Source organism: Clostridium sp. AM25-23AC, assembly GCF_003435125.1.
Lineage (GTDB): Bacteria > Bacillota > Clostridia > Lachnospirales > Lachnospiraceae > Pilosibacter > Pilosibacter fragilis.
The window spans coordinates 1-20,694 of sequence record NZ_QWGI01000023.1; the positions used below are offsets into that span (position 1 = coordinate 1).

The window sequence follows — 20,694 nt, forward strand, 5'->3', positions numbered from 1 at the left end:
ATGAAACAGAAAAAGAAAATAGCCAGACTCCATGCTCATATTGCACATCAGCGGAAAGATTATCTGCACAAGGAATCCAGAAAGATAACCAATTTTTACGATCTTGTGTGCATAGAATCTTTGAACATGAAAGAAATGAGCCAGGATTCAAGGTTTGGAACGAGTGTTCATGATAATGGATGGGGAATGTTTACTGATTTTCTTTCCTACAAATTAGAACGTGCCGGTAAGAAAATGGTTCGTATTGATAAGTGGTATCCCAGTTCAAAAATCTGCAGCTGCTGCGGAAAACTCAAAAAGGAATTGAAACTGGAAGAACGTATCTATAGCTGCACCTGCGGAAATCAGATGAACCGTGATGAGAATGCAGCTATCAATATTTGCAGGGAAGGATTGAGAATATTGGGAGTTGAACTTGAAACAGAAAGAAAAATTTCCTGATCTCCTCCAAAACGTAGATTTTGTTCGGGACTGCGTAGATACGAAACAGTCCCGCTCGTAATAACAGAACCGTGGGACACACGGGGATAGCTCGCCTATGCTTTGCCCAATAGGGCAATCGAACGAGAAGCCCCCACTTCAAGTGTTAGCTAAGTGGAGGGAGTATGTCACTATAGGACGATCCCACGCGGACGCCCACAGAACCTGCCGCAAGCGGCTTTTTCGGATGCTCCGTAAAATGAATTCCACGGAATTTCCTATATTACAAAAGACACCCGCTTCCGGTCATCTCTGACCAGAAACAGGTGTCTCTATAAGGGAAACATAAAAAATTGTGAAGCTGTTATTACAGCACAACACCGTCTTTAAAAATGGAGATCTCGCGGAAGCCTTTCTCCTCGGCTTTTGTCTGTTTTCCGCCGGCAACCTCGATCACAAGCTGCAGAAGTCTCTTCGCAGCATCATCAATGGTCTCGCCGTCAGCGATCGGACCGGCATCGAAGTCGATCCAGCCTTTCTTTCTCTCCGCAAGCTGGCTGTTTGTCGCCAGTTTTAAGGTCGGAGCCGGTGCACCAAACGGTGTTCCGCGACCTGTTGTGAACAGGATCATGTGCGCTCCGGCAGCCGTCATGGCTGTTGCAGATACCAGATCATTGCCTGGTCCGTAAAGCATATTAAGTCCCTTTGTGACAACAGGATCACCGTAGCCGATAACGTCCATGATCGGGGCTGTACCGCCCTTCTGGACACATCCGCAGGATTTATCCTCAAGGGTAGTGATACCGCCCTGCTTGTTTCCTGGGCTCGGGTTGTCGTATACGACCTCGTGGTGGCTGATGAAGTAGTTCTTAAAGCCGTTGATCATGTTGACGGCTTTGTCGAATACTTCTTTATTTACACAGCGGTTCATTAAGAAACCTTCCGCTCCGAACATCTCCGGAACCTCTGTAAGCACAGTAGAACCGCCTCTGGCTGCCATCATATCGCTGAAACGTCCGACAGTCGGGTTTGCGGTGATGCCGGAAAGTCCGTCGGAGCCTCCGCACTTCATGCCGACAACAAGCTCACTGACCGGGATCGGCTCTCTCTCAAACTGCGCCGCGTATGCGGAACATTCCTCAAGAAGCTTTCTTCCTGCCTCAAACTCATCATCCACTTCCTGACAGGTCAGGAATTTTACACGATCATGGTCGTAATCGCCAAGCTCTTCCAGGAACTGCTCGTGGGTCAGGTTCTCACAGCCAAGTCCTAATACGAGGACCGCGGCCGCATTCGGATGACGGACAAGGGCTGCCAAAAGCTTTCTTGTCTGTGCATGATCTGCGCCTGTCTGGCTGCAGCCGAACGGATGCGGAAATGTATAGAGTCCGTCGATGGTACCCTTCACAAGGTCCTGATTATCGTGGACCATTTTCTTTGCGATATCATTGACACAGCCAACAGTCGGAATGATCCAGATCTCATTGCGGATCGCCGCGCGGCCGTCTTTTCTGCGGAATCCCATAAAGGTCTCCGGCTCCACTTTTTCCGGGAAGTTGAGGGACGGAGTATAGGTATACTCCATCTCTCCTTCCAGATTTGTCTTAACGTTGTGGGTGTGCATCCATGCACCGGCCTCTGCGTCTGCTGTCGCATGACCGATGGCAAAGCCGTATTTGATAATGTTCTCACCGTTTTTGATCGGTTTTAACGCGATCTTGTGGCCCTGTGGGATGTCCTCAAGGGCTGTCACTGTGATACCGCCGGCAGTGACCTCCTCACCCTTTTTGATCGGGTGAAGAGCGACCGCAACATTATCCAGTTTGGAAATCTGAATTACTTTCATATGTTAATTAAAGGCAGCTTGCAAATGCAGCCTTTGCTCCTTCCGTGCGAATCTTCTTAAGGTCAGCGACAACTTTCTCCTCAAGACCAGCGATCTTTGTGAGATCCTGATCCCACATCTTCTCGTTAGTGAGAACTGCGTTTACAAGAGCCTCTGCGGAGTCGTCCTTGTGAGCATAGTAGAACTCAAGAGCCCATCTGTCATCACTTACCGTGTACTCGTTGCCAGCCGGACGTTTGCAAACAAGTCCTGCGTCTGTCAGAGCCTGAATGTCATTGCTGTAGAATGCGATATAAGCCGCTAAGGACATGGTCAGGCACTCCGGAAGCTTACCCGTCTCTTTGATGTACTCAAGGAAGGACGGCATATTTCTTGCTTTCCACTTAGATGTGGAGTTTAAGGAAATGCTCATTAACTCATGGTCAACGAACGGGTTGTTGAAACGATCCTGTACTGCGGACGCGAACTGCATTAAGTCGTTCTTGTCAAGCGGGAGTGTCGGGATAACCTCCTCGTAGAGCATCTTGTTCATGAAGCCCTTGATAACCTCGTCATGCATGCAGTCACGAACGATATTCTCTCCTGCAAGGTAAGCGCCGAGTACGAAACCTGTGTGAGCGCCGTTTAAGATTCTAACTTTTCTCTTCTTGTACGGGCTCATATCCGGTGTTACGAATACTTTGTCAAGAAGTCCTGCTTTCTTGAACGGAAGAATGTCGTTTAACTTCTCATCGCCTTCGATGACCCAGACGCCGAATACCTCGCCGACATCTGTAAGCGGGTCAGCGTAGCCGTTCTTCTGCTCAAGCTCAGCAACTTCGTTTGCGTCTTTGATACGGCCCGGAACGATACGGTCTACTAAGGAACCGCAGAATGTGCAGTCTTCATTTACGTACTTCTTGAATCCGTCCTCAAGTCCCCACTGCTCGATGTACTGGTTTACGCACTTTAAGAGCTCTTTACCGTTATTGTCGATCAGCTCGCAGGCAAGCATGATGATACCTTTCTTTCCTGCTTTGTAACGATGATAGAGAACCTGAGTTAATTTTGCCGGGAAGCTGGACGGCGGGCAGTCATCCTGTTTGCAGGACGGATCATACTGGATACCGGCCTCTGTTGTGTTGGAAACGATGATCTCAAGGTCGTCGCTTGCAGCAACCTCCATCATCTTCTCGTAATCCTCTTTCTCATATGGATTTAAGCAGCGGTTTACGCTGGAGATCACTCTCTTAGCGTCTACCTTCTGTCCGTTCTCGCTTCCGCGGAGGTACAGTGTGTAGAGACCTTCCTGCTCGTTGATCATCTTTGCAAGACCCGGAGCGATCGGCTGTACCAGACAGCACTTTCCATTCCAGCCTGCCTTCTCATTTGCAAGGTCGAACCAGTAATCTACGAAAGCACGAAGGAAGTTTCCTTCACCGAACTGGAGAACTTTCTCCGGCGCGTCTTTTAATACATATCCATCATAGCCAGATTTTTTGAGAACATCATAATTTAAGCGTTCCATAATAATTTCCTTTCTTCATATAAAAGAATTCATGGTATATAAATCAAAACTGCCAGACGGGGCATCATACCGATCCCCATCTGGCAGCAAGTTTACCCTAATAGAACAGATTTACAAGGAATGTGGTAAACGGCTCGACCCAGGTAAGGAGCATCAGGTTGATAATAAGCAGAATGTAGAACGGTACTGCTTCTTTGATGAATGCCGCGGTCTTACACTTTGTAATAGAGCAGGTTACGAACATCAGGGTTCCCATAGGCGGTGATAATGCGCCGATGGCGTTATTGAAGATGTAGATCATTGCGAACTGGATCTCGTTGATTCCGTACTGTGCAGCGATCGGTGCAAGAAGCGGAACCAGGATGATCATGGAAGCGTTACCTTCGATGAACATACCAACGATCAGTAAGAAGATGTTTACAACGATCAGGAATACATATTTGCTGTGGATGTTAGCAAGCATCCATGCAGTCAGCGCCTGCGGGATTCTCTCTTTTGTAAGGATCCAGGAGAATACAGACGCAGCGGATACGATGAGCATGATGGAAGCCGTCGTGCAGACAGTCTCCTTTAAGCCCTGGATCATATCCTTGATGTGCATCTCATGGTAGATAAAACCAAGGAATGCAGCGTAGAGGATCGCTACAGCTCCTGCCTCGGTAGCTGTAAAGATACCGATACGGATACCACCGATGATGATGATCGGAAGAAGCAGCGGCAGGATCGCCGGTTTTAAAGCAGTCCAGAATTTGGACCAGGTTAATTTTTCTGTTGTTAAAAGACCATAGCCACGTTTCTTGGAGATCACTCCTACGAGGATCATCATAGAAACGCAGAGAAGACCTCCGACACCGAAGCCGGAAATGAACAGCTTACCGATGGAAACGTTCGCGATACATCCGTAAAGGATCATCGCGATTCCCGGCGGGATCAGCGGTGTGATCATGGAGGAAGCGGCTGTTACAACGCTGGAAAACTCCAGAGAGAAGCCCTTCTTTGTCATCTCCGGAACCATCATTTTAGACTCCATCGCTGCATCGGCGATGTTGGATCCGGAAAGTCCGCCCATAACGGTGGATAAAAGTACGTTTACCTGTGCGAGACCGCCAGGAAGACGTCCTGTTACAACCTCACAGAAATCCATGATTCTCTTTGTAACACCGGTGTAGTTCATGAAGATACCGGCACAAACGAAGAACGGGATCGCCATAAGAGAAATTTTCTCAGTACCAATGATTGCCTGCTGGGCAAAGATAACGGTATTGATTCCCGGGTTCATTACAAAGTAAACCATGGAACCGCCGAGGACAGCGATAAATACCGGAACCTTGAAGAAAAGAAGAACCAGCATCACAATTGCAGATAACATTAACACATTACTCATTGCTGCTTGCTGCCTCCTTTGCCTCAGATTTTACGCCGTGGAACAGGGCGTAGAAATAGCTGATGATCATATCAAAATAGGATACGATCGCGATACCGTATACCCAGGAATACGGAATTTTTAACATACTGGTGGAACGTCCGCTCTTTACGAACACCTGGATGAAACCGATACTCTGCATGAACAGATATCCGATTACGACTACAACTACGATGGAAATCAGGATTTCCATGATCTTCTGCATGCTCTTCGGCATCAGGTCCACGATCATCTCGATCGCAACATGGTTGCCGGAGCGGAATGCCGCGCCTGCGCCTGCAAATACAATCCAGACCATACATGAGGTCTGAACCTCCTCAAGCCATGTAAATGGTGCGTTGAAGATATATCTCCATACAACGCCGAGGAATGTCAGGACGATCAGGATCGCAAGAATAATGGAAGCGACAACGATGTCAATGTTCATCAGGATCGCTGAAGCTTTATTTTCTTTCTTCTCCATAGATTTTCAGACTCCTATCAGGGAAACTGCCCCGGCGGACAGATCCGCCGGGAACAGTTACTTTATGCATTTACTGCAAAATGGATTATTCAGCACCCATAGCCTTTTTAACTGTGTCATAGAGGCCATCGCTCCAGCCAAAGTCAGCACCCATCTCATAGAACGGCTGTGCTTTCTCCTTGAATCCGGCAAGAACTTCCTCGGACGGCTCAACAACAGTTACGCCTTCGTCTTTCATCTTCTGAAGGTACTCAGCGTCAGCAGCCTGCTGTACTTCGTTGTTGTACTCACCAGCTTCTTCTGCTGTCTCAAGTAACCATGTCTGCTGCTCTTCCGGAAGGCTGTTGAACCAGTCAGCGGATACAACCCATGTTGTGAAGTTCTTTACATGTCCGTCAAGGATTAAGTATTTAGCAACCTCGTGAAGCTTTCTGCCGTACAAAGTTGCGAGCGGGTTCTCAGCACCGTCGATGGTCTTTGTCTGAAGAGCCTGATAAACATCTCCGAGTGCCATACCTGTGGATGTTGCGCCAAGTACATCGAAGCCCTTGGACTGGATCTCGTTGGACGGAACACGGATCTTTAATCCCTTTAAGTCATCAACTGTGTTGACCGGAACGTTTGTAAGAGTATGTCTCTCACCGTAGATCCAGTTGGAAGCGATGATCTTTAAGCCTTTTTCTTCAAGCTTGTCACACTGCTCTTTGTACCAGTCGGAATCAACCAGTTTCCAAACCTGATCCCAGGAATCGAACAGGAACGGTCCGAATACGATACCGAAATCCGGTACACCGTAGTCAGCGTAGAAAGCACCGTCTGCAAGTGTGCAGACATTCTCGCCGAGAAGCATGGAGTCGATTAAGGAAGACTTATCACCAAGCTGGGAATCCGGGTAGATCTCGATTGCCATCTTGCCGCCGGATTTTTCTTTGATGATCTCCTGAGCTTTCTCCCAGCCCTGTCCAACCGGCTCGGAAATGGAGTTCTCGAAAGCGACCTGAAGAACTGTCTCAGCATCGGAAGAACCGTTATCTGCTGCTGAAGCTGCTGTAGTATCTGCTGCTGCGGCTGCTGTTGTCTCAGCTGCCTTTGTTGTCTCTGTTGTGGAAGAGCTGCTTCCGCAAGCGGTAAGTGTTGTTGCTGCCATAGCACCTGCCATGGTTAATGCCATAACTTTTTTGAGTTTCATAATGTTTCCCTCCGTTTTTGTTTTAAAAACATTTATCCGGTCTTCTGCCCGATCCCCATCAGGCAGAAAACCTCGCACCCCGTTTTCCGGGGAAAGCTTCATGATTTTTGATTATTTGGAAATCTTGGAAAAATCAAATACAACCTTTAACATATCGCCCGGGTTGTGCGCAAAGTCATCGAATGCCTTTGCAGCATCATCAAACGCATATGTATTTGTGATGATCTTGTGGAGCGGTGCCTTGCCTGCGTTCACGATATCGATCAGCTCTAAGAAGTCCTTCTTTAATGCGTTTCTGGAACCGAATACATTTAATTCCTTCTTCTGGATCAGTGTGAAGTTGAAGTCAAGGTTCTTCTTGCCGACTCCGATCAGAACCATGCGGCCACCGAAGCAGCAGGCATCGATACAGTTCTGGAATGTGGACGGAAGACCAACTGCCTCGATCGTTACATCAAAGCCGTTGCCGTTTGTGATCTCAGCAACACCTTTCTCGAAGTTTTCCGGAGAATCATTTAATAAGGTTCCGTCAACACCGAAGTCCTTCGCCATTTCAAGCTTACCTGCGGATACATCAGAGATGTATACAGTAGCGCCCTTCGCTTTTGCTGCAATCGCTGCGAGAACACCGATGGTACCGGCGCCGACTACGAGAACTTTGTCTCCCTCTTTTACGTTTGCACGGCTCACACCATGGTAGCTGATGCAGAACGGCTCAATTGCCGCAAGTGTCTTTGCGTCCATTCCCTTACCGTCATACACACGCTCGATCGGCATTGTGATGTACTCCTGGAAAGCACCGTCTCTCTGACATCCCATGGTCTGGTTGTCCATACATGCGTTTACGATTCCGTGCTCGCAGGAATAGCAGTGTCCGCAGTTGAAGTACGGATTGCAGGTTACGATCATTCCCGGCTTGATGCCGTAAGCATTGTTCTCATCTGCCTCGATAACCTCAGCGGAGAACTCGTGGCCCGGGATTCTCGGATAATCAAAATATGCGAATGTTCCACGGTAGGAACCAAGATCGCTTCCGCAGATTCCACCGTAAAGGATCTTTAATAATACTTCTCCTTCTTTTCTTACCGGCATTTCTACATCTTTAATAGAAACCTGACCCGGTGCGTCAATATACATTGCTTTCATCGTTGTTTCCTCCTTGATTTTACGATTTTTGCCTTCTGTATAATTTTCCAAAATCAAATCTGTTGTATTCTTTGTTGTATACAACAGATTATAGTACTTTTTACACCAATGTCAATAAGTGTTAAGAAATTTGCACCACTTTTGACTTTTTCAACAAAATCGAGCTTTTTGGCTTGTGCAAAACGCCAATTGACGTTTTTAGCAAAAACCGTCGACATCTGCTTGAAAACGATTTTGTTTTGTGTTAGTATGAATCTATATATTTTTTATTGAGAAGAAAAAGACAGGAGTCCATTATGCCTAAAATAAACCTGAAAACCCTGGCGTACAATACGATCCGTTCCAAGATCGTCACTTGTCAATATACGCCGGGTACTTTTTTGAATGAAGAACAGCTTACCACTGAATTATCTCTGAGCCGTACCCCGGTACGGGACGCGCTTGGACGTCTCGAACAGGAAGGTCTTCTGGAAATCCGCCCGAAATGCGGAATTCTCGTTCGTCCTCTGACATTAAATGACATTGATATGATCTTTGAAGTCCGAATGATGTATGAGCCGTATGTCCTGACCCATTACGGAGCAAATCTTTCCGTCTCCGCTTTGAATGAATTCTATGATATTTTCAAGAAATGGGATCCTAACAAAGAAATATACCGGGACAAGGATTCCTTCTATGACCTCGATTATCGCTTCCATGCGTTGATCATGTCCGCCTGCCCGAATGAATTTATCAACAGAAGCTACGATACGATCCAGACGCAGAATGAGCGTTTCCGATATATGACAGGAAATGTTTCGAATTTCCGCCTGGAGGCGACTTTCAAGGAGCACATGGCGATCGTAGAACCGTGCCTGAAAGGTGACTGGGAAAAGGCAAAAGAGCAGCTCATCTACCACCTTGAACAATCAAAAGCTTCCGCGTTCCGTCTTGTTGCAAAGTCCAATCCGGGATTCTTAAATGTATAACTTTTCATGCGGTCCTGTACATTTCCGCAAGGATCGCTTTTTTCTGCAAAAAATCCCGGCGCTTCTCAAAACGCCGGGATTTTTATAATTCTCTTCTTTATTCCTTCTCTTCTTCCGTATTCTCTTCCTCCGCTTTCTTAGCCATCGTTGTCTTCCACGCATGTAAAGCAAGTGCCACTGCAATTACTGCATAGCAGACAAATACTCGGAAATACTCACCTAACTGTGCGTTGTTGAACAGGTTCTTTCCTGCCAGCGGGGAGATGATGAACATTGTGTGGAACAGTAATGCTCCGAGGATCGCATGTCCAATGTTCGCCTTCTTGATGGAGGCACCTCCGACTAAGAGGGCCGCGATAGAGAAGGTACCAACGTTCTCATGTGCCGTGTATGTTGTAAAGTTTCCGATATCCTGGATAAATACCAGCTGGCCAAGAGCCGCAAGCAACGTAGAGATCATAATCGCCGTGATACGAATCTTATCTGCCGGGATTCCCATAGAGATCGCGATATTTCTGTTCTGTCCGACCGCATTGATATCGCTGCCGAGCTTCGTCTTTGAGAGGAATGTGATGTAAGCTCCGACGATGGCAATCAGGATTCCTGTTGCGACCGGGACATCTGTAAAGTTTAGGGCAAATTTTACGGTTTCAGATGACATGAGAAGAACCTGGTATGCGATTAGACCGATCACTGCTGAGATCAGACCATACTGCTTTTTCCAGTTCACCGCTGCTTTCTTCTTTCTGCTCTTTAAAAGAGCGCTGATAAGAAGCACAACGATCGTGATGATCAGGATCACATATAAAAATTTCTCAAGAGAAACCGTCCACATCTTATTGATGGCACCCTTTGTCGCGGAATCCAGGTTGATCGGTGTTGTAAGTCCGATTCCGTTTGTCAGGAGCAGCGTCTCGTTCTTTACCGGGATCACCGGTCCGCATAAGAACATGAATACGAGGTCATAAAGTCCTTTCGCGAAGAACCCGACGATCATACCCGTGATCATCTCCTGGCCTTTTGTCCGGTTAAACAGACGTCCGATCAGATTTCCGAAGAATAAGGATAACGGCACGCTCACGATAAATGCCAGTATCAGAGCCGCAACTCCGCTTAAGGAGAAATTGATTGATACGATAATGCCAATCTGGGCTGCCATGGCGCCGAGAACAATACTGAAGTTCATTCCCATGCCTGCCCATACAGGGACGAGAAGTGCAAGGATCAGGATCAGGTTTCTGAACAGTCTTGTTGAAATTTCACCGATAACATAGGACAACGGCTGGTTCGCTAAAATGATTCCGGCGATACAGATCACCACAAACAGAATTGTAACAACATTATCGATCAGGAGCTTCTTGATCAGCGCCCCTGTTCTGTTTTTATGTTTACTCTCCATCATTTCTTTCCTCCTTGCATTTGAGATAACGCATACAGGATGATGCCGTTGCTGACGATCGTTCTGACAACCTCCGATAAGTTTCCTTCCGGAATCAGGCTGTTTGCAACAGGAACCGCAATTGCAAGCATGCTCTGGAACATAATTGTTCCGAGAACTACATTAAATACACTTACACGGCTCGGCGTTGCTCCTCCGATGAGAACTGCGGCGATAGCCGGGAACGCCATCATAAGCGGAGCGTTGTATAGCTGATAGAAACCGAACCCCTGTGCATAGATGATGATTCCGAAGCCGCCGAGAATTGTTGAGATGATCGTTGCCATGGTTCTCATAGAATCGACCTTTACACCATTCGCCTTCGCGAAATTCGGGTTGGATCCGGCTGCCTTCATCATGAGACCCAAATGGCTCTTCATAAACAGTTTTACAAGGATACAGAACACCGCAATCACAAGGATCAATCCCACCGGAATATCGATTCCTCCGATAGAGAATGCCCAGAGCCTATTGAGCGCGCGATCATACCACTCTTCCAGAGTGATCGTTGTACGGAGTCCGTCACCGATCGGCCATACGATGGACGCATTGTTGAACGGAAGTACCAGCCAGCCGATACACATTAACGCAACAACGGAGAAACCGACGTAAGTGGATACCATCATCTCACTGCCCTTTACGCGGTTTACCAACTGGCTGTATGCCAGTCCCGCAAGGACACTAAACGGAATGGAGATCAGCATCGCTGCGAAGATTCCCGGAACACCCTTCATGTTGAACTGAAGACTGATCATACCTGCTAAAAGTCCGCACTCAATGCCTAACGGCAGTGCAAAGTTCATTCCCGTACCGGCCATGATTCCAGGCACCATCGCGAGGGCAAGGACCACGTTGATTCCCACACGGACGATACACTGTGAGATCGTCAGCGGAACCGGAACATTCAAAATAAACATCATAACAATCAGAAGCGCAAGGAATGCCAGAATGATCATCCTCGGAAATCCGAACGCCCGAATTCTGTTTTTAACCTCAGTCATGGTTCTCTCCTCCTTCTCCGGACATCAATAACGCAAAATCTACATTTGGAGAATCCGGTTTCAAAATTCCCTGTACTGTGCCCTGTCCGATGATCGCGATTCGGTCGCAGACGGAACGAAGCTCATTTAACTCACTGGATGTCATTACGATCGTAATTCCCAGTTCTTTGTTGATCTTTACGAGATAATTTAAAAGTACCTGCTTTGCTCCGATATCGATTCCTCGTGTTGGCTCCGATACAAAGAGGAGCTTCGGCTTTGAGAGCAACGCTCTCGCCATGCAGACCTTCTGCTGGTTTCCGCCTGATAATCTTCCGACGATCTGATCCGGACCGGTACAACGGATGTACAGCTCCTTAATCATCTCCTCTGCCTTTTCATCCGACGTTTTCTCATCAAACTGGCTGAAGAATCCGAATTTTTTGAGGAAATTGCGGTTTACCTTCATGTCCGTATAGACCATGTTCATGGCGATGGACTCGTCGAGGAGAAGTCCGACACCCTTTCTGTCCTCTGAGACGAAGGCCATTCCCTTGTTTAATGCCTCGCCCGTCTTCTTGTAATTCAGCTCTTCGCCGTTATAGAGCACGGAACCGGATGACGGGTACATACCGAAGATTCCGTTGGAAATACTTGTCTTTCCATGTCCTGCAAGTCCGCCAATTCCGAAGATTTCTCCACGTCTTACCTTGAAGGAGACATCTTTTGTCTTCTCACCCGGCATATTGACGCGGAAATTCTTTACTTCCAGAATATAGTCGTCCTTGAACTGGCGGTTCACATTGATCATGCTGTCCGCTTCCAGTTTTCGTCCAACCATCATCTCCGCGATTTCATTTTTGTTCGTGTTCTTTGTCTTTTCCTTAAATACCAGCTGACCATCTCTCAGAATGACCACATCGTCCGCGAGCTTCATAACCTCGTCCAGACGGTGGCTGATGAAGATAACGGCAATCCCGCTGTCGGCTACAGACCGGATACATTCGAGGAATTTTTCGGCCTCACTCTCCGTCAGAACCGCCGTCGGCTCGTCAAGTACCAGAAGCTTTAAGTTCTTTTTATCGATCTCTCTCGCGATCTCGACAAACTGCATATGTCCAACCGGAAGCTTGTCTACCGTCGTTTCCGGGTTGATTTCCATTCCAAGGCGTTTTAAGGCTTCGCCTGCCTCCACAACAATCTGATGGTTGTCAAGAAGTTCGTAGCTCTTTCCGGCCACCTTGCTGATTGGTGTGGGAATCAGATTTTCTCTGTTTAATTTAATGTTGCGGGCAACCGTAAAACCGGGAAGCAGCATAAATTCCTGATGAACCATTCCGATTCCGAGAGCCATCGCATCTTCAGGGGATTGTACTTTGACGGTTTTTCCTTCAAAAATAATCTCGCCTTCGTAGCCGCCTGTCTCTCGAATTACGCTCATACCGAAAAGGATGTTCATCAGCGTGGATTTTCCCGCGCCGTTTTCACCTGCCAGAGCAATTACCTGTCCCGGATAAATTTCAAAGTCGACGCCATCCAGAACTACATTTCCTGAAAAGCTTTTTTTAATATTTTTAAAATGAAGGAGCGCTTCTCTGGACATATTCAACCCTCTTTCTTGTGTAATTTCCTATATTTGTGTCATGTGTTTTTAAAAGAACGGGTGCTGCAAAACTGCAGCACCCATTCCGTAACGATCTGTTTTCATACAGTTCCGTTTTTTCTTATTTTATTAGAATTTAATGAACTTACCTAATACAACGAAGAAATTGTCGTAGCTCTTGCCAGTCTCGATATCTGTGTACTGACGAACGCTTACCTCGCCGCCTGCAAGCTCGGAGAAGATCTCTGTGAACTTATCAAGGTCTGCTCTATCTGTGAACTCACCGTTACAGTAAGCGATTGCGTACTCTGTAGCACCGTTGATGAACATAGTGTGCATCGGAGCGCTCCAAGCACCCATACGACCTGTCATATCGTTCTCAGCTAATTTCGCGCTGATCTGTTCTCTCATGTAGTCAACGCTGCCCTTCTTGTCTTCCGGAACTTCGATACCAAGAGCACCCGGAAATGCGTAGAATACGCTTGGGTTATCCGGCATCGGGTAGATAGCCTTGGACTCAAAAACAGCTTTACACATTGGCTCCTGCTGACCTGCGTTTGTTCCGAAGAATGCTGTGTCTGCGCCGTACTCTGCAACCTTACGCGGAACATCCTCGAGGATGTACTGCTGTGTTGCTGCGATGCCTGCATCACTCATCGGATCCGGGGAAGTACCATCTACGAACTGGATTCCGAGTTCCTCACATTTTGCTTTCATGTTGTCATGTCTTGCAATGTTTAACGGCTGTGCCATATGACGCGGGAAGGAGTAATGAACAAGTGTTTTTGCCCCCATCTCTGCCGCTGCCTCTGCAACCTGTGTTCCCATCTCAGCTACATCCGGGTGAAATACAAGGTCAGCTGCTTCACAGATAACGTCCGGAGCTTCACTCGGAACGCCTGCTAAAAGGAGAATGTCAGGACGTTTCTCTTTTACCTTCTCCATAGCTGCTGCGGTACCTTCCATTGCGGTGTTGCAGATGATCGCCTTTACATCCGGATCTGCTGCCATGGAAAGTGCGATGGAGATCGTTGTCTCCTGCTCACTTGCCGCTTTATCCGGGAATGTCTGGTGAATGATCATGTCGCCGTATTTTTCCTTTACGGACTCAGCTGCACGATACTCTTCCTCAGACTGGGATACGGTAGCTGTGATGATACCAATCTTGAAATCTCCCTGTGCTGCCTCTGTCTCACCGGAGCCGGACTCTGCAGCTACCGCTGTTGTATCTGCCTGTGCTTCTGTCGTTGTTGCTGTTGTGGATGATGATCCGCCACATCCTGCGAGGGATACTGTCATAGCTGCCGCCATGATCACTGCTAATGCTTTTTTCATTCTTTGTTCCTCCTCTTTTCGTGTTTATTTAAAATGATAAGCATTTTAATTCTCTTTAGTATTCCAGCATTCCTTTTAACTCAAGCTGGAGCATTTCCCATTCTTTCTGGATGATGCTAACCATGACGCTCTCGTTCGGGGTATGAGGTCCGATGATCTGCGTTCCTGTGCAGACAATATCTGCATCCGGGAAATGTTTGAAGAATGTACCGCACTCATTTCCGCCGTGGGAGACCTCAACCTTGATAGGCTGCCCATAGCGTTTTAAATAGATTCGCTGGATCAGGGCGCTTAAGCGGCTGTCTGATTTATACTCCCACTCGGAAGAACTGGATTCTACCGCAAATCCGGCATGTGCCATTCTCGCGAGACGTCTGCTCTTTTCAATCGTGTATTCTTTCTTGCTGTTGAGTCCGCTTCTGTAGCATACACGGACAGTAACTGTGTCATTGTCTGTGACGATCGTTCCTACGTTTCCGCTTGTCTCCGCAACACCCGGAACTTCCATGTTCATCGCGATCACACCGCTGTCGAGGCTCATCATAAAGTCGATGATCTTTGCGGAACCTTCTGCAGTAAAGCGGGTCTCCGCTTTTTCTGCCTCATCCAGAACCACCTTCACATCCGGATCGCTGATCTTGAATTCCTTCTTTAAGATCTTCTGCCATTCCTGGACCAGATCCTGAAGTTCAGCTTTTTTTTCCTTTGCAATCGTTACAGCCGCCTCTGCCTCACGGCAGATTGCATTATTCTGTAAACCGCCTGTTATGGTTACAAGTTTCGTTCCGGTCCTGTCTTCGGCTGACGCGAGAATTCTTGTGAGAAGGACATTAGCATTTCCGCGCTCCTTCGTGATATCCAGACCACTGTGACCACCCTTTAATCCCTGTACACGGAGCTTTACGGTCTCCTCGTCTGCATTTACCGTTTCTCTCTCTTCCTTGAGATCGAAGCGGACCACCGCAGATCCGGCACATCCTACAACAATTCCTTCATCGCTGCAATCCAGATTGATAATCACACGACCCTGGATCTTCGAAAAGTCGAGTGCCTGGATGCCGCTCATTCCAGCTTCCTCATCAGTTGTCAGGATGACTTCCAGATTCGGATGAACGATCGATTCATCTTCCAGGACACACATTGCGAATGCCACGCCGGTCGCATCATCCGCACCGAGCGTTGTTCCGTCCGCATGAATCCTATCGCCGTCACGCAGGATGTGAATCGGATCTTTTTTGAAATCATGAACCACATCGGCGTTCTTCTCGCACACCATATCCATATGCGCCTGCAGGATCACGGTCGGCGCGTTCTCATATCCCGGGGATGCCGGCTTCTTGATAATGAGGTTGTTCGCCTGATCCTGATAGCATTCAAGGTTTAAGTTCTTTGCGAAATTGTAGATGTAATCACTGATTGCCTTTTCGTTTTTAGAACCGTGCGGGATCTGGCAGAGATCGCTAAAAATTTCAAGCACACGCTTCGGTTCCAATCCTTCAAGACACGATGCCATAGCCATATGGTATGTACCTCCCTTTCATTCACTAATCAATCGATATTGTCATGAATTTATCATACATATATCTATGTATCCGCTGTTGTATATATCAAATTATAGGGTATTCGCCCGTGTTTTGTCAATTTAATTCTGCTTTTGTCACACAATTTGTGGAATATATCTAATTTCATTTTTTGTTTTTGTATAATATTCACAAGTCTATCTTTCTTTCATTCTTTTGTTGTTTTATCTGTAATTCTATGATAGAATTTGATGTATACATCTCAAAACAGGAGTACAATACTATGGCAAAAACAAACCTGAAAACTCTCGCCTATAACAGTATCCGCCAGAAGATCGTCGCCTGCGAATATGCCCCTGGGACATTTCTGAATGAGGAATTTCTCACCGAGGATCTTAACCTCAGCCGCACGCCAGTCCGGGATGCCTTAGGCCGTCTGGAGCAGGAAGGTCTCATACAGATCCGCCCCAAGCGCGGAATTATGGTCACCGGACTTTCCATTAACGATATCAACATGATCTTCGAGATGCGCATGCTCTACGAGCCCTATGTGATCTTAAATTACGGTTCCCTGATGCCGGAGAAGAAACTGGCAGAGTTTTATAATATTTTCTGTAATACAAAAATCAATGAAAACTTCGCTGAGAAAAAAGATTACTACTATGATCTCGATACCGATTTTCACTCCATGATTATCCATTCCTGCCCAAATATTTATATCCACCAGAATTACAATCTGATCAGCACCCAGGATATCCGTTTCCGTCATATGACAGGAGATTGTTCGGTTTCCCGCCTGGAGGAAACTTTTAAAGAACACCTAGCGATCATTACACCCTGTATTCAGAAAAACTGGGAAGAAGCTGCGGAAAAGATGCGGATTCATATTCAGGAATCAAAGAAAGCTGCTTTTAACCTCGTGTTTACGAATAACGTAGGGATGATGACATTCTAAACTCACAGACGTTTTTGCAGACTGAGGTTCTATTCTTTTATTTACCCTAAGCTGGCAGGCGTTTATACATTTTTGTCTGTGTGGCACTATTGACACCCAGGTTTCGTGCAAGTATATACTTTTGCTTATCATTTTCATAAATCATTTTCCACCTCTAAAAGAGTGGTTTGTTTGTGTTAAGATTATAAGCCCACTATTATCAGGTCAGTGTCTTAAGATGCTGACCTTCTTTTTGCGGTTACAAGAATCCTGCTTACGCAGTCTTCCCACCGCTCCGTTCATGGCATTCTGTGCTTGACTGTCGCTACCTTTCAAGGAACGTGGATACTCTTGTCACAAACACAAAAAGTCTCATATTTTTTTCATTTAAAATTCAAAGCATTGAGCAACATTCCTGTTGCCTAAATATACAAATGATATCTATGTATAATTTTTTATATTTGACTCAATCATACATAAGTAAATCATAAATGACTATTTTGTATTTGACTGGATTATTTTTATCATCTATAATTGAGATGTAACCATTCAATCCTGCGTTGGTTTGTGTGCAAGAACATTTTGATGCACACGCAAATCTGTTTTTACTAAACTCATATATGGCCGGAGGTGAAATCATGTTCATTGGAAGAGAAAGAGAGCTATCCTCTCTTGAAAAACTATATCGATCGGATAAATTTGAATTTGCAGTTGTCTACGGACGACGCCGGGTTGGAAAAACCGCATTGCTCAGCCATTTTATTAAAGATAAAAATTCTATTTATTTTATGGGAATTGAAAGCAACGCAAAGCAGAACCTTGAAAACTTTAGCAGAAGTATTCTGGAATCAGACAGTCGTAATCCTGCTGAATCTGTCTTTCTTACCTTCCAGTCAGCATTAGAGTATGTTTTTAGACGTTCAGAACAGGAACGGATCATCCTTGTTATTGATGAATATCCTTATGTTGCACGATCATCAAAAAGCTTTTCTTCTGTACTCCAGCTGTTAATCGACCAATATAAAGATCGCTCAAAACTCATGCTGATCCTCTGCGGTTCCTCCATGTCTTATATGGAGGATCATGTGCTGGCATATAAAGCCCCCCTGTACGGGCGACGAACCGCACAGTTTAAGATCTTACCCTTTAACTTTTTTGAAACATGCCGCTATTTCAGAAATTTTTCTCCATCTGACTGTGCCCTGATTTACGGGATTGCCGGTGGAACCCCGCAATATCTTCTTCAGATGGATGATTCCATGAGTGTTGATGAAAACATAAAAAATACATTTTTAAATTCATCCTCCGCCCTCTTCGAGGAACCTGAAAATCTTCTCAAACAGGAAGTACGCGAACCATCGCTATATAACGCAATTATCTCAGCGATTGCTTCCGGTGCTTCCAAGCTATCGGAAATCAGCACAAAAGTCGGCGAAAACAGCAGCACCTGTACTGCTTATTTAAAAAATCTGATCTCTCTGGGACTAATTCACCGCGAAACACCTTACGGGGAAAAGAACTCCAAAAAAACAATTTACACGGTTGAGGACAACATGTTCCGCTTCTGGTACCGGTTTATTCCTGATAATGCCTCCCTGATCGTCCGCGGCGCATCTGATCTGGCCTATCAGAGGATCAGACCTCAGCTTTCCGACTATATGGGAAAAATCTTTGAAGATATCTGCACCCAATATTTATGGCAGCTGCTCTTAAATGGAAAATCTCCTGTTTTCTTCAAGGAGCTTGGGCGTTGGTGGGGAACTGATCCAGCCACACATGCGCAAACAGAAATCGACATCATGGGAGAACAGGACAAGAATACAGCCTTGTTTTGCGAATGCAAATGGACAAACGATCTCGTTGATTTCGGTGTTCTCGAGCTTCTTGTCCATCGAAGCCAGCTTTTCCACTACAACTCCACACATCTGTTTCTGTTTTCGAAAAACGGTTTTACAAGTGGATGTACGGAAATGGCCGAAAAACTCGGAAACGTGACTCTCGTCTCCTATTCAGATATCTATGGCAGTTGTCAATAGGCAAATCACCCCATTTTTTATAGAATGTGCCTTTTTTGTAACAGGGAATTTCACAGAATTCCCTGTTACGCAAGAATAAAGGGAGATCCGTTATCCTTCGGATCTCCCTTTGATATTTCTTATAGTCTCGTCCCGATCAACTCCGTCAGCTCCTCCAGTGTCGCAACCGAATTGATCTCATTTCTTAATGCCGCAGAATTCGGATACCCGGCGGTATACCAGGCGACGTGCTTCCGCATCTCCCGCATTCCCGCCAGCTCGCCTTTAAACTCCATCATCATCTGGCCATGCCGCAGGATCATGGCTTTCAGTTCCTCCACGGAAGGTCTCGGGAGAAGCTCGCCCGTTTCGAGATAGTGGGTGATCTGCTTAAAGATCCACGGATTTCCCTTCGCACCCCGGGCCACCATGATCCCGTCACAGCCCGTCCCCTCCACAAGGCGCTTCGCATCCTGCGGTGTAAAGACATCTCCGTTTCCGATTACCGGGATCTTCACAGCTTTTTTGACCTCGCGGATGATATTCCAGTCAGCTTTTCCAGAGTAATACTGCTCTCTCGTTCTACCATGGACAGCCACCGCCGCCACACCGGCACTCTCGGCGATCTTTGCGATCTCCACGGCGTTGATGCAGGTATCGTCAAAGCCCTTGCGGAATTTCACAGTCACCGGCTTTTTCACCGCTTTCACGAGTTTCGTGAGGATTTCCTCCACCAGCTTCGGATTTCTCATAAGGGCAGAGCCTTCACCATTCTTAACGATCTTCGGCACCGGGCAGCCCATGTTGATATCGAAAATATCGTATGGACCATCCTCCAGGCTCGCCGCGATATCCGCTACAATATCCGGATCAGAGCCAAAAAGCTGCAGGGACACGGGACGCTCCCGCTCATCCACCTTTAAGAGCTCCTGAGTATTTTTATTCTTGTAGAGGATCGCCTTCGCGCTCACCATCTCCATGCACACCAGACCTGCTCCCTGCTCCCTGCAGAGGATCCGGTACGGCATGTCCGTCACGCCCGCCATCGGGGCGAGGATCACATTGTTTTCAAGTTCCACATTTCCGATTTTTAACGTCATTGAATCAAAACTCCCTCTGCGTTTACGTACCGTCCGTCCGGCGCATAAGCGTTGGTTAACATGTCTCCGTCTGGTTTCTGGAAGTAATACCAGCTGCCCTGAGAGTTGACCCATCCGTATGCCATCGTTCCGTCCGTGTTCAGGAAATAATATTTTCCTTCTTTCAAGAGCCAGCCCGTCTGCATAGCTCCTTTGCTGTTTAAATAGTACCAGTTTCCATTGACATTCTGCCAGCCGGTCTGCATGATTCCATACATATCCAACAGATATGTCTTTCCATCTACATAGCCCCACTGACTCGAGACCGGATTTCCGTCCGGCTTATATAAGGCCCATTTCCCGTCAGCCCGCTGTCTCCAGCTGCCGCCGCGGTAGGTATTGTGGATGTAGATCGTGCTGTTTTCTGTTTTTGCGTACTGCTGTGCCGCCTCGTTTCCCGGGCCTTTCGAGTACACGTAATCTTTCTCGCTGTCGAGTCCGCCGCCCGGATTGGAACCGGACGCTCCGGGGCCGACATTGGAAGTCCAGCCGTTGTTGTAGGCCGGGTTGTTTTCCGGCTGCTCCCGATAATATATGATATCGTGATCCTCCATGCCCGGACCAATGTTGAAAGCATAGGGAGTCATTCTCGCAGCACCCAGAACTGTTATGCCGAAAAGCGCGGCGCCGACAGTCTTGATAACCGCTGTCTTCATATCTTTCCACGCGTTTTTATGATTCAGACATTCTGTATTGTTTCTGATCTTATTTATTCTGTTTTTTCGATCCATTCTTCTCATACCGTGTCCTCCGATACGGGATATTTTT

The 20,694-nt window shown here is 46.8% G+C and carries 17 protein-coding genes; 4 read left to right on the top strand and 13 right to left on the bottom strand.

The genetic code is table 11. From position 1 onward, the window contains the following. The coding region (locus DW677_RS13265) for an RNA-guided endonuclease TnpB family protein (protein ID WP_117567565.1) at positions 1–441 on the top strand (441 nt) is incomplete at its 5' end. Between the two features lie 346 nt (positions 442–787). Here DW677_RS13265 and DW677_RS13270 read toward each other — a convergent pair. From DW677_RS13270 to DW677_RS13295, 6 genes are all read right to left on the bottom strand, one after another. Next, on the bottom strand, positions 788–2,266 hold the full coding sequence (locus tag DW677_RS13270; RefSeq protein ID WP_117567566.1) for an altronate dehydratase family protein: 1,479 nt from the start codon (positions 2,264–2,266) through the stop codon (positions 788–790). A 7-nt stretch (positions 2,267–2,273) separates the two neighbouring features. Continuing rightward, the gene (locus DW677_RS13275; RefSeq protein ID WP_117567567.1) at positions 2,274–3,773 is read right to left on the bottom strand and encodes a tagaturonate reductase; all 1,500 of its coding nucleotides are present in this window, start codon (positions 3,771–3,773) and stop codon (positions 2,274–2,276) included. Positions 3,774–3,870: 97 nt separating this feature from the next. Beyond that, positions 3,871–5,157, bottom strand: coding sequence for a TRAP transporter large permease (locus DW677_RS13280; RefSeq protein WP_021905265.1), 1,287 nt, complete (start codon positions 5,155–5,157; stop codon positions 3,871–3,873). After that, positions 5,150–5,659, bottom strand: coding sequence for a TRAP transporter small permease (locus DW677_RS13285; RefSeq protein ID WP_021905264.1), 510 nt, complete (start codon positions 5,657–5,659; stop codon positions 5,150–5,152). The genes DW677_RS13280 and DW677_RS13285 overlap by 8 nt, the downstream gene beginning before the upstream one ends. 85 nt (positions 5,660–5,744) lie before the next feature. Then, entirely contained in the window at positions 5,745–6,848 is a 1,104-nt protein-coding gene (locus DW677_RS13290) for a C4-dicarboxylate TRAP transporter substrate-binding protein (protein ID WP_117567568.1), read from the bottom strand. A gap of 111 nt (positions 6,849–6,959) precedes the next feature. Further along, positions 6,960–7,994, bottom strand: a complete 1,035-nt coding sequence (locus tag DW677_RS13295) for a zinc-binding alcohol dehydrogenase family protein (protein ID WP_021905262.1) — start codon at positions 7,992–7,994, stop codon at positions 6,960–6,962. 296 nt (positions 7,995–8,290) lie between these two features. On the opposite strand from DW677_RS13295, the gene DW677_RS13300 reads away from it, so the two are divergent. After that, positions 8,291–8,962: a GntR family transcriptional regulator gene (locus DW677_RS13300; RefSeq protein ID WP_117567569.1), complete on the top strand. Its 672-nt coding sequence runs from the start codon at positions 8,291–8,293 to the stop codon at positions 8,960–8,962. Between the two features lie 97 nt (positions 8,963–9,059). Here the strand turns inward: DW677_RS13300 and DW677_RS13305 are convergent, their stop codons facing one another. From DW677_RS13305 to pepD, 5 genes are all read right to left on the bottom strand, one after another. Then, positions 9,060–10,364 carry an ABC transporter permease gene (locus DW677_RS13305; protein WP_117514867.1) on the bottom strand — a complete coding sequence of 435 codons (1,305 nt, stop codon included), beginning with the start codon at positions 10,362–10,364 and terminating at the stop codon, positions 9,060–9,062. Beyond that, positions 10,361–11,401 (bottom strand): ABC transporter permease, encoded by a 1,041-nt coding sequence (locus DW677_RS13310; protein ID WP_117514869.1) that lies wholly within the window; start codon positions 11,399–11,401, stop codon positions 10,361–10,363. Before DW677_RS13310 ends, DW677_RS13305 begins: the two co-directional genes overlap by 4 nt. Continuing rightward, on the bottom strand, positions 11,394–12,983 hold the full coding sequence (locus tag DW677_RS13315) for a sugar ABC transporter ATP-binding protein (protein ID WP_117514871.1): 1,590 nt from the start codon (positions 12,981–12,983) through the stop codon (positions 11,394–11,396). Before DW677_RS13315 ends, DW677_RS13310 begins: the two co-directional genes overlap by 8 nt. Before the next feature lie 129 nt (positions 12,984–13,112). After that, positions 13,113–14,318, bottom strand: a complete 1,206-nt coding sequence (locus DW677_RS13320) for a DUF3798 domain-containing protein (RefSeq protein ID WP_117514873.1) — start codon at positions 14,316–14,318, stop codon at positions 13,113–13,115. Between the two features lie 55 nt (positions 14,319–14,373). Then, positions 14,374–15,837: a beta-Ala-His dipeptidase gene (gene pepD / locus DW677_RS13325; RefSeq protein WP_117514875.1), complete on the bottom strand. Its 1,464-nt coding sequence runs from the start codon at positions 15,835–15,837 to the stop codon at positions 14,374–14,376. A 284-nt stretch (positions 15,838–16,121) separates the two neighbouring features. On the opposite strand from pepD, the gene DW677_RS13330 reads away from it, so the two are divergent. Both DW677_RS13330 and DW677_RS13335 read left to right on the top strand, forming a co-directional pair. Beyond that, positions 16,122–16,793 (top strand): GntR family transcriptional regulator, encoded by a 672-nt coding sequence (locus tag DW677_RS13330; protein WP_117514877.1) that lies wholly within the window; start codon positions 16,122–16,124, stop codon positions 16,791–16,793. Positions 16,794–17,410: 617 nt separating this feature from the next. Further along, complete coding sequence (locus tag DW677_RS13335; RefSeq protein ID WP_117567570.1) at positions 17,411–18,808, top strand: ATP-binding protein; 1,398 nt, start codon at positions 17,411–17,413, stop codon at positions 18,806–18,808. A 119-nt stretch (positions 18,809–18,927) separates the two neighbouring features. On the opposite strand, the gene dusB is transcribed toward DW677_RS13335, so the two are convergent. Both dusB and DW677_RS13345 read right to left on the bottom strand, forming a co-directional pair. Next, positions 18,928–19,887 (bottom strand): tRNA dihydrouridine synthase DusB, encoded by a 960-nt coding sequence (gene dusB, locus DW677_RS13340; RefSeq protein ID WP_117567571.1) that lies wholly within the window; start codon positions 19,885–19,887, stop codon positions 18,928–18,930. Continuing rightward, on the bottom strand, positions 19,884–20,666 hold the full coding sequence (locus DW677_RS13345; protein WP_181968361.1) for a hypothetical protein: 783 nt from the start codon (positions 20,664–20,666) through the stop codon (positions 19,884–19,886). The genes dusB and DW677_RS13345 overlap by 4 nt, the downstream gene beginning before the upstream one ends. Between the last annotated feature and the right edge of the window lie 28 nt (positions 20,667–20,694).

Coding starts and splice junctions, on each gene's coding strand:
- DW677_RS13270 (WP_117567566.1), bottom strand. CDS start 2,266: ATGAAAGTAATTCAGATTTCCAAACTGGATAATGTTGCGGTCGCTCTT.
- DW677_RS13275 (WP_117567567.1), bottom strand. CDS start 3,773: ATGGAACGCTTAAATTATGATGTTCTCAAAAAATCTGGCTATGATGGA.
- DW677_RS13280 (WP_021905265.1), bottom strand. CDS start 5,157: ATGAGTAATGTGTTAATGTTATCTGCAATTGTGATGCTGGTTCTTCTT.
- DW677_RS13285 (WP_021905264.1), bottom strand. CDS start 5,659: ATGGAGAAGAAAGAAAATAAAGCTTCAGCGATCCTGATGAACATTGAC.
- DW677_RS13290 (WP_117567568.1), bottom strand. CDS start 6,848: ATGAAACTCAAAAAAGTTATGGCATTAACCATGGCAGGTGCTATGGCA.
- DW677_RS13295 (WP_021905262.1), bottom strand. CDS start 7,994: ATGAAAGCAATGTATATTGACGCACCGGGTCAGGTTTCTATTAAAGAT.
- DW677_RS13300 (WP_117567569.1), top strand. CDS start 8,291: ATGCCTAAAATAAACCTGAAAACCCTGGCGTACAATACGATCCGTTCC.
- DW677_RS13305 (WP_117514867.1), bottom strand. CDS start 10,364: ATGATGGAGAGTAAACATAAAAACAGAACAGGGGCGCTGATCAAGAAG.
- DW677_RS13310 (WP_117514869.1), bottom strand. CDS start 11,401: ATGACTGAGGTTAAAAACAGAATTCGGGCGTTCGGATTTCCGAGGATG.
- DW677_RS13315 (WP_117514871.1), bottom strand. CDS start 12,983: ATGTCCAGAGAAGCGCTCCTTCATTTTAAAAATATTAAAAAAAGCTTT.
- DW677_RS13320 (WP_117514873.1), bottom strand. CDS start 14,318: ATGAAAAAAGCATTAGCAGTGATCATGGCGGCAGCTATGACAGTATCC.
- pepD (WP_117514875.1), bottom strand. CDS start 15,837: ATGGCTATGGCATCGTGTCTTGAAGGATTGGAACCGAAGCGTGTGCTT.
- DW677_RS13330 (WP_117514877.1), top strand. CDS start 16,122: ATGGCAAAAACAAACCTGAAAACTCTCGCCTATAACAGTATCCGCCAG.
- DW677_RS13335 (WP_117567570.1), top strand. CDS start 17,411: ATGTTCATTGGAAGAGAAAGAGAGCTATCCTCTCTTGAAAAACTATAT.
- dusB (WP_117567571.1), bottom strand. CDS start 19,887: ATGACGTTAAAAATCGGAAATGTGGAACTTGAAAACAATGTGATCCTC.
- DW677_RS13345 (WP_181968361.1), bottom strand. CDS start 20,666: ATGAGAAGAATGGATCGAAAAAACAGAATAAATAAGATCAGAAACAAT.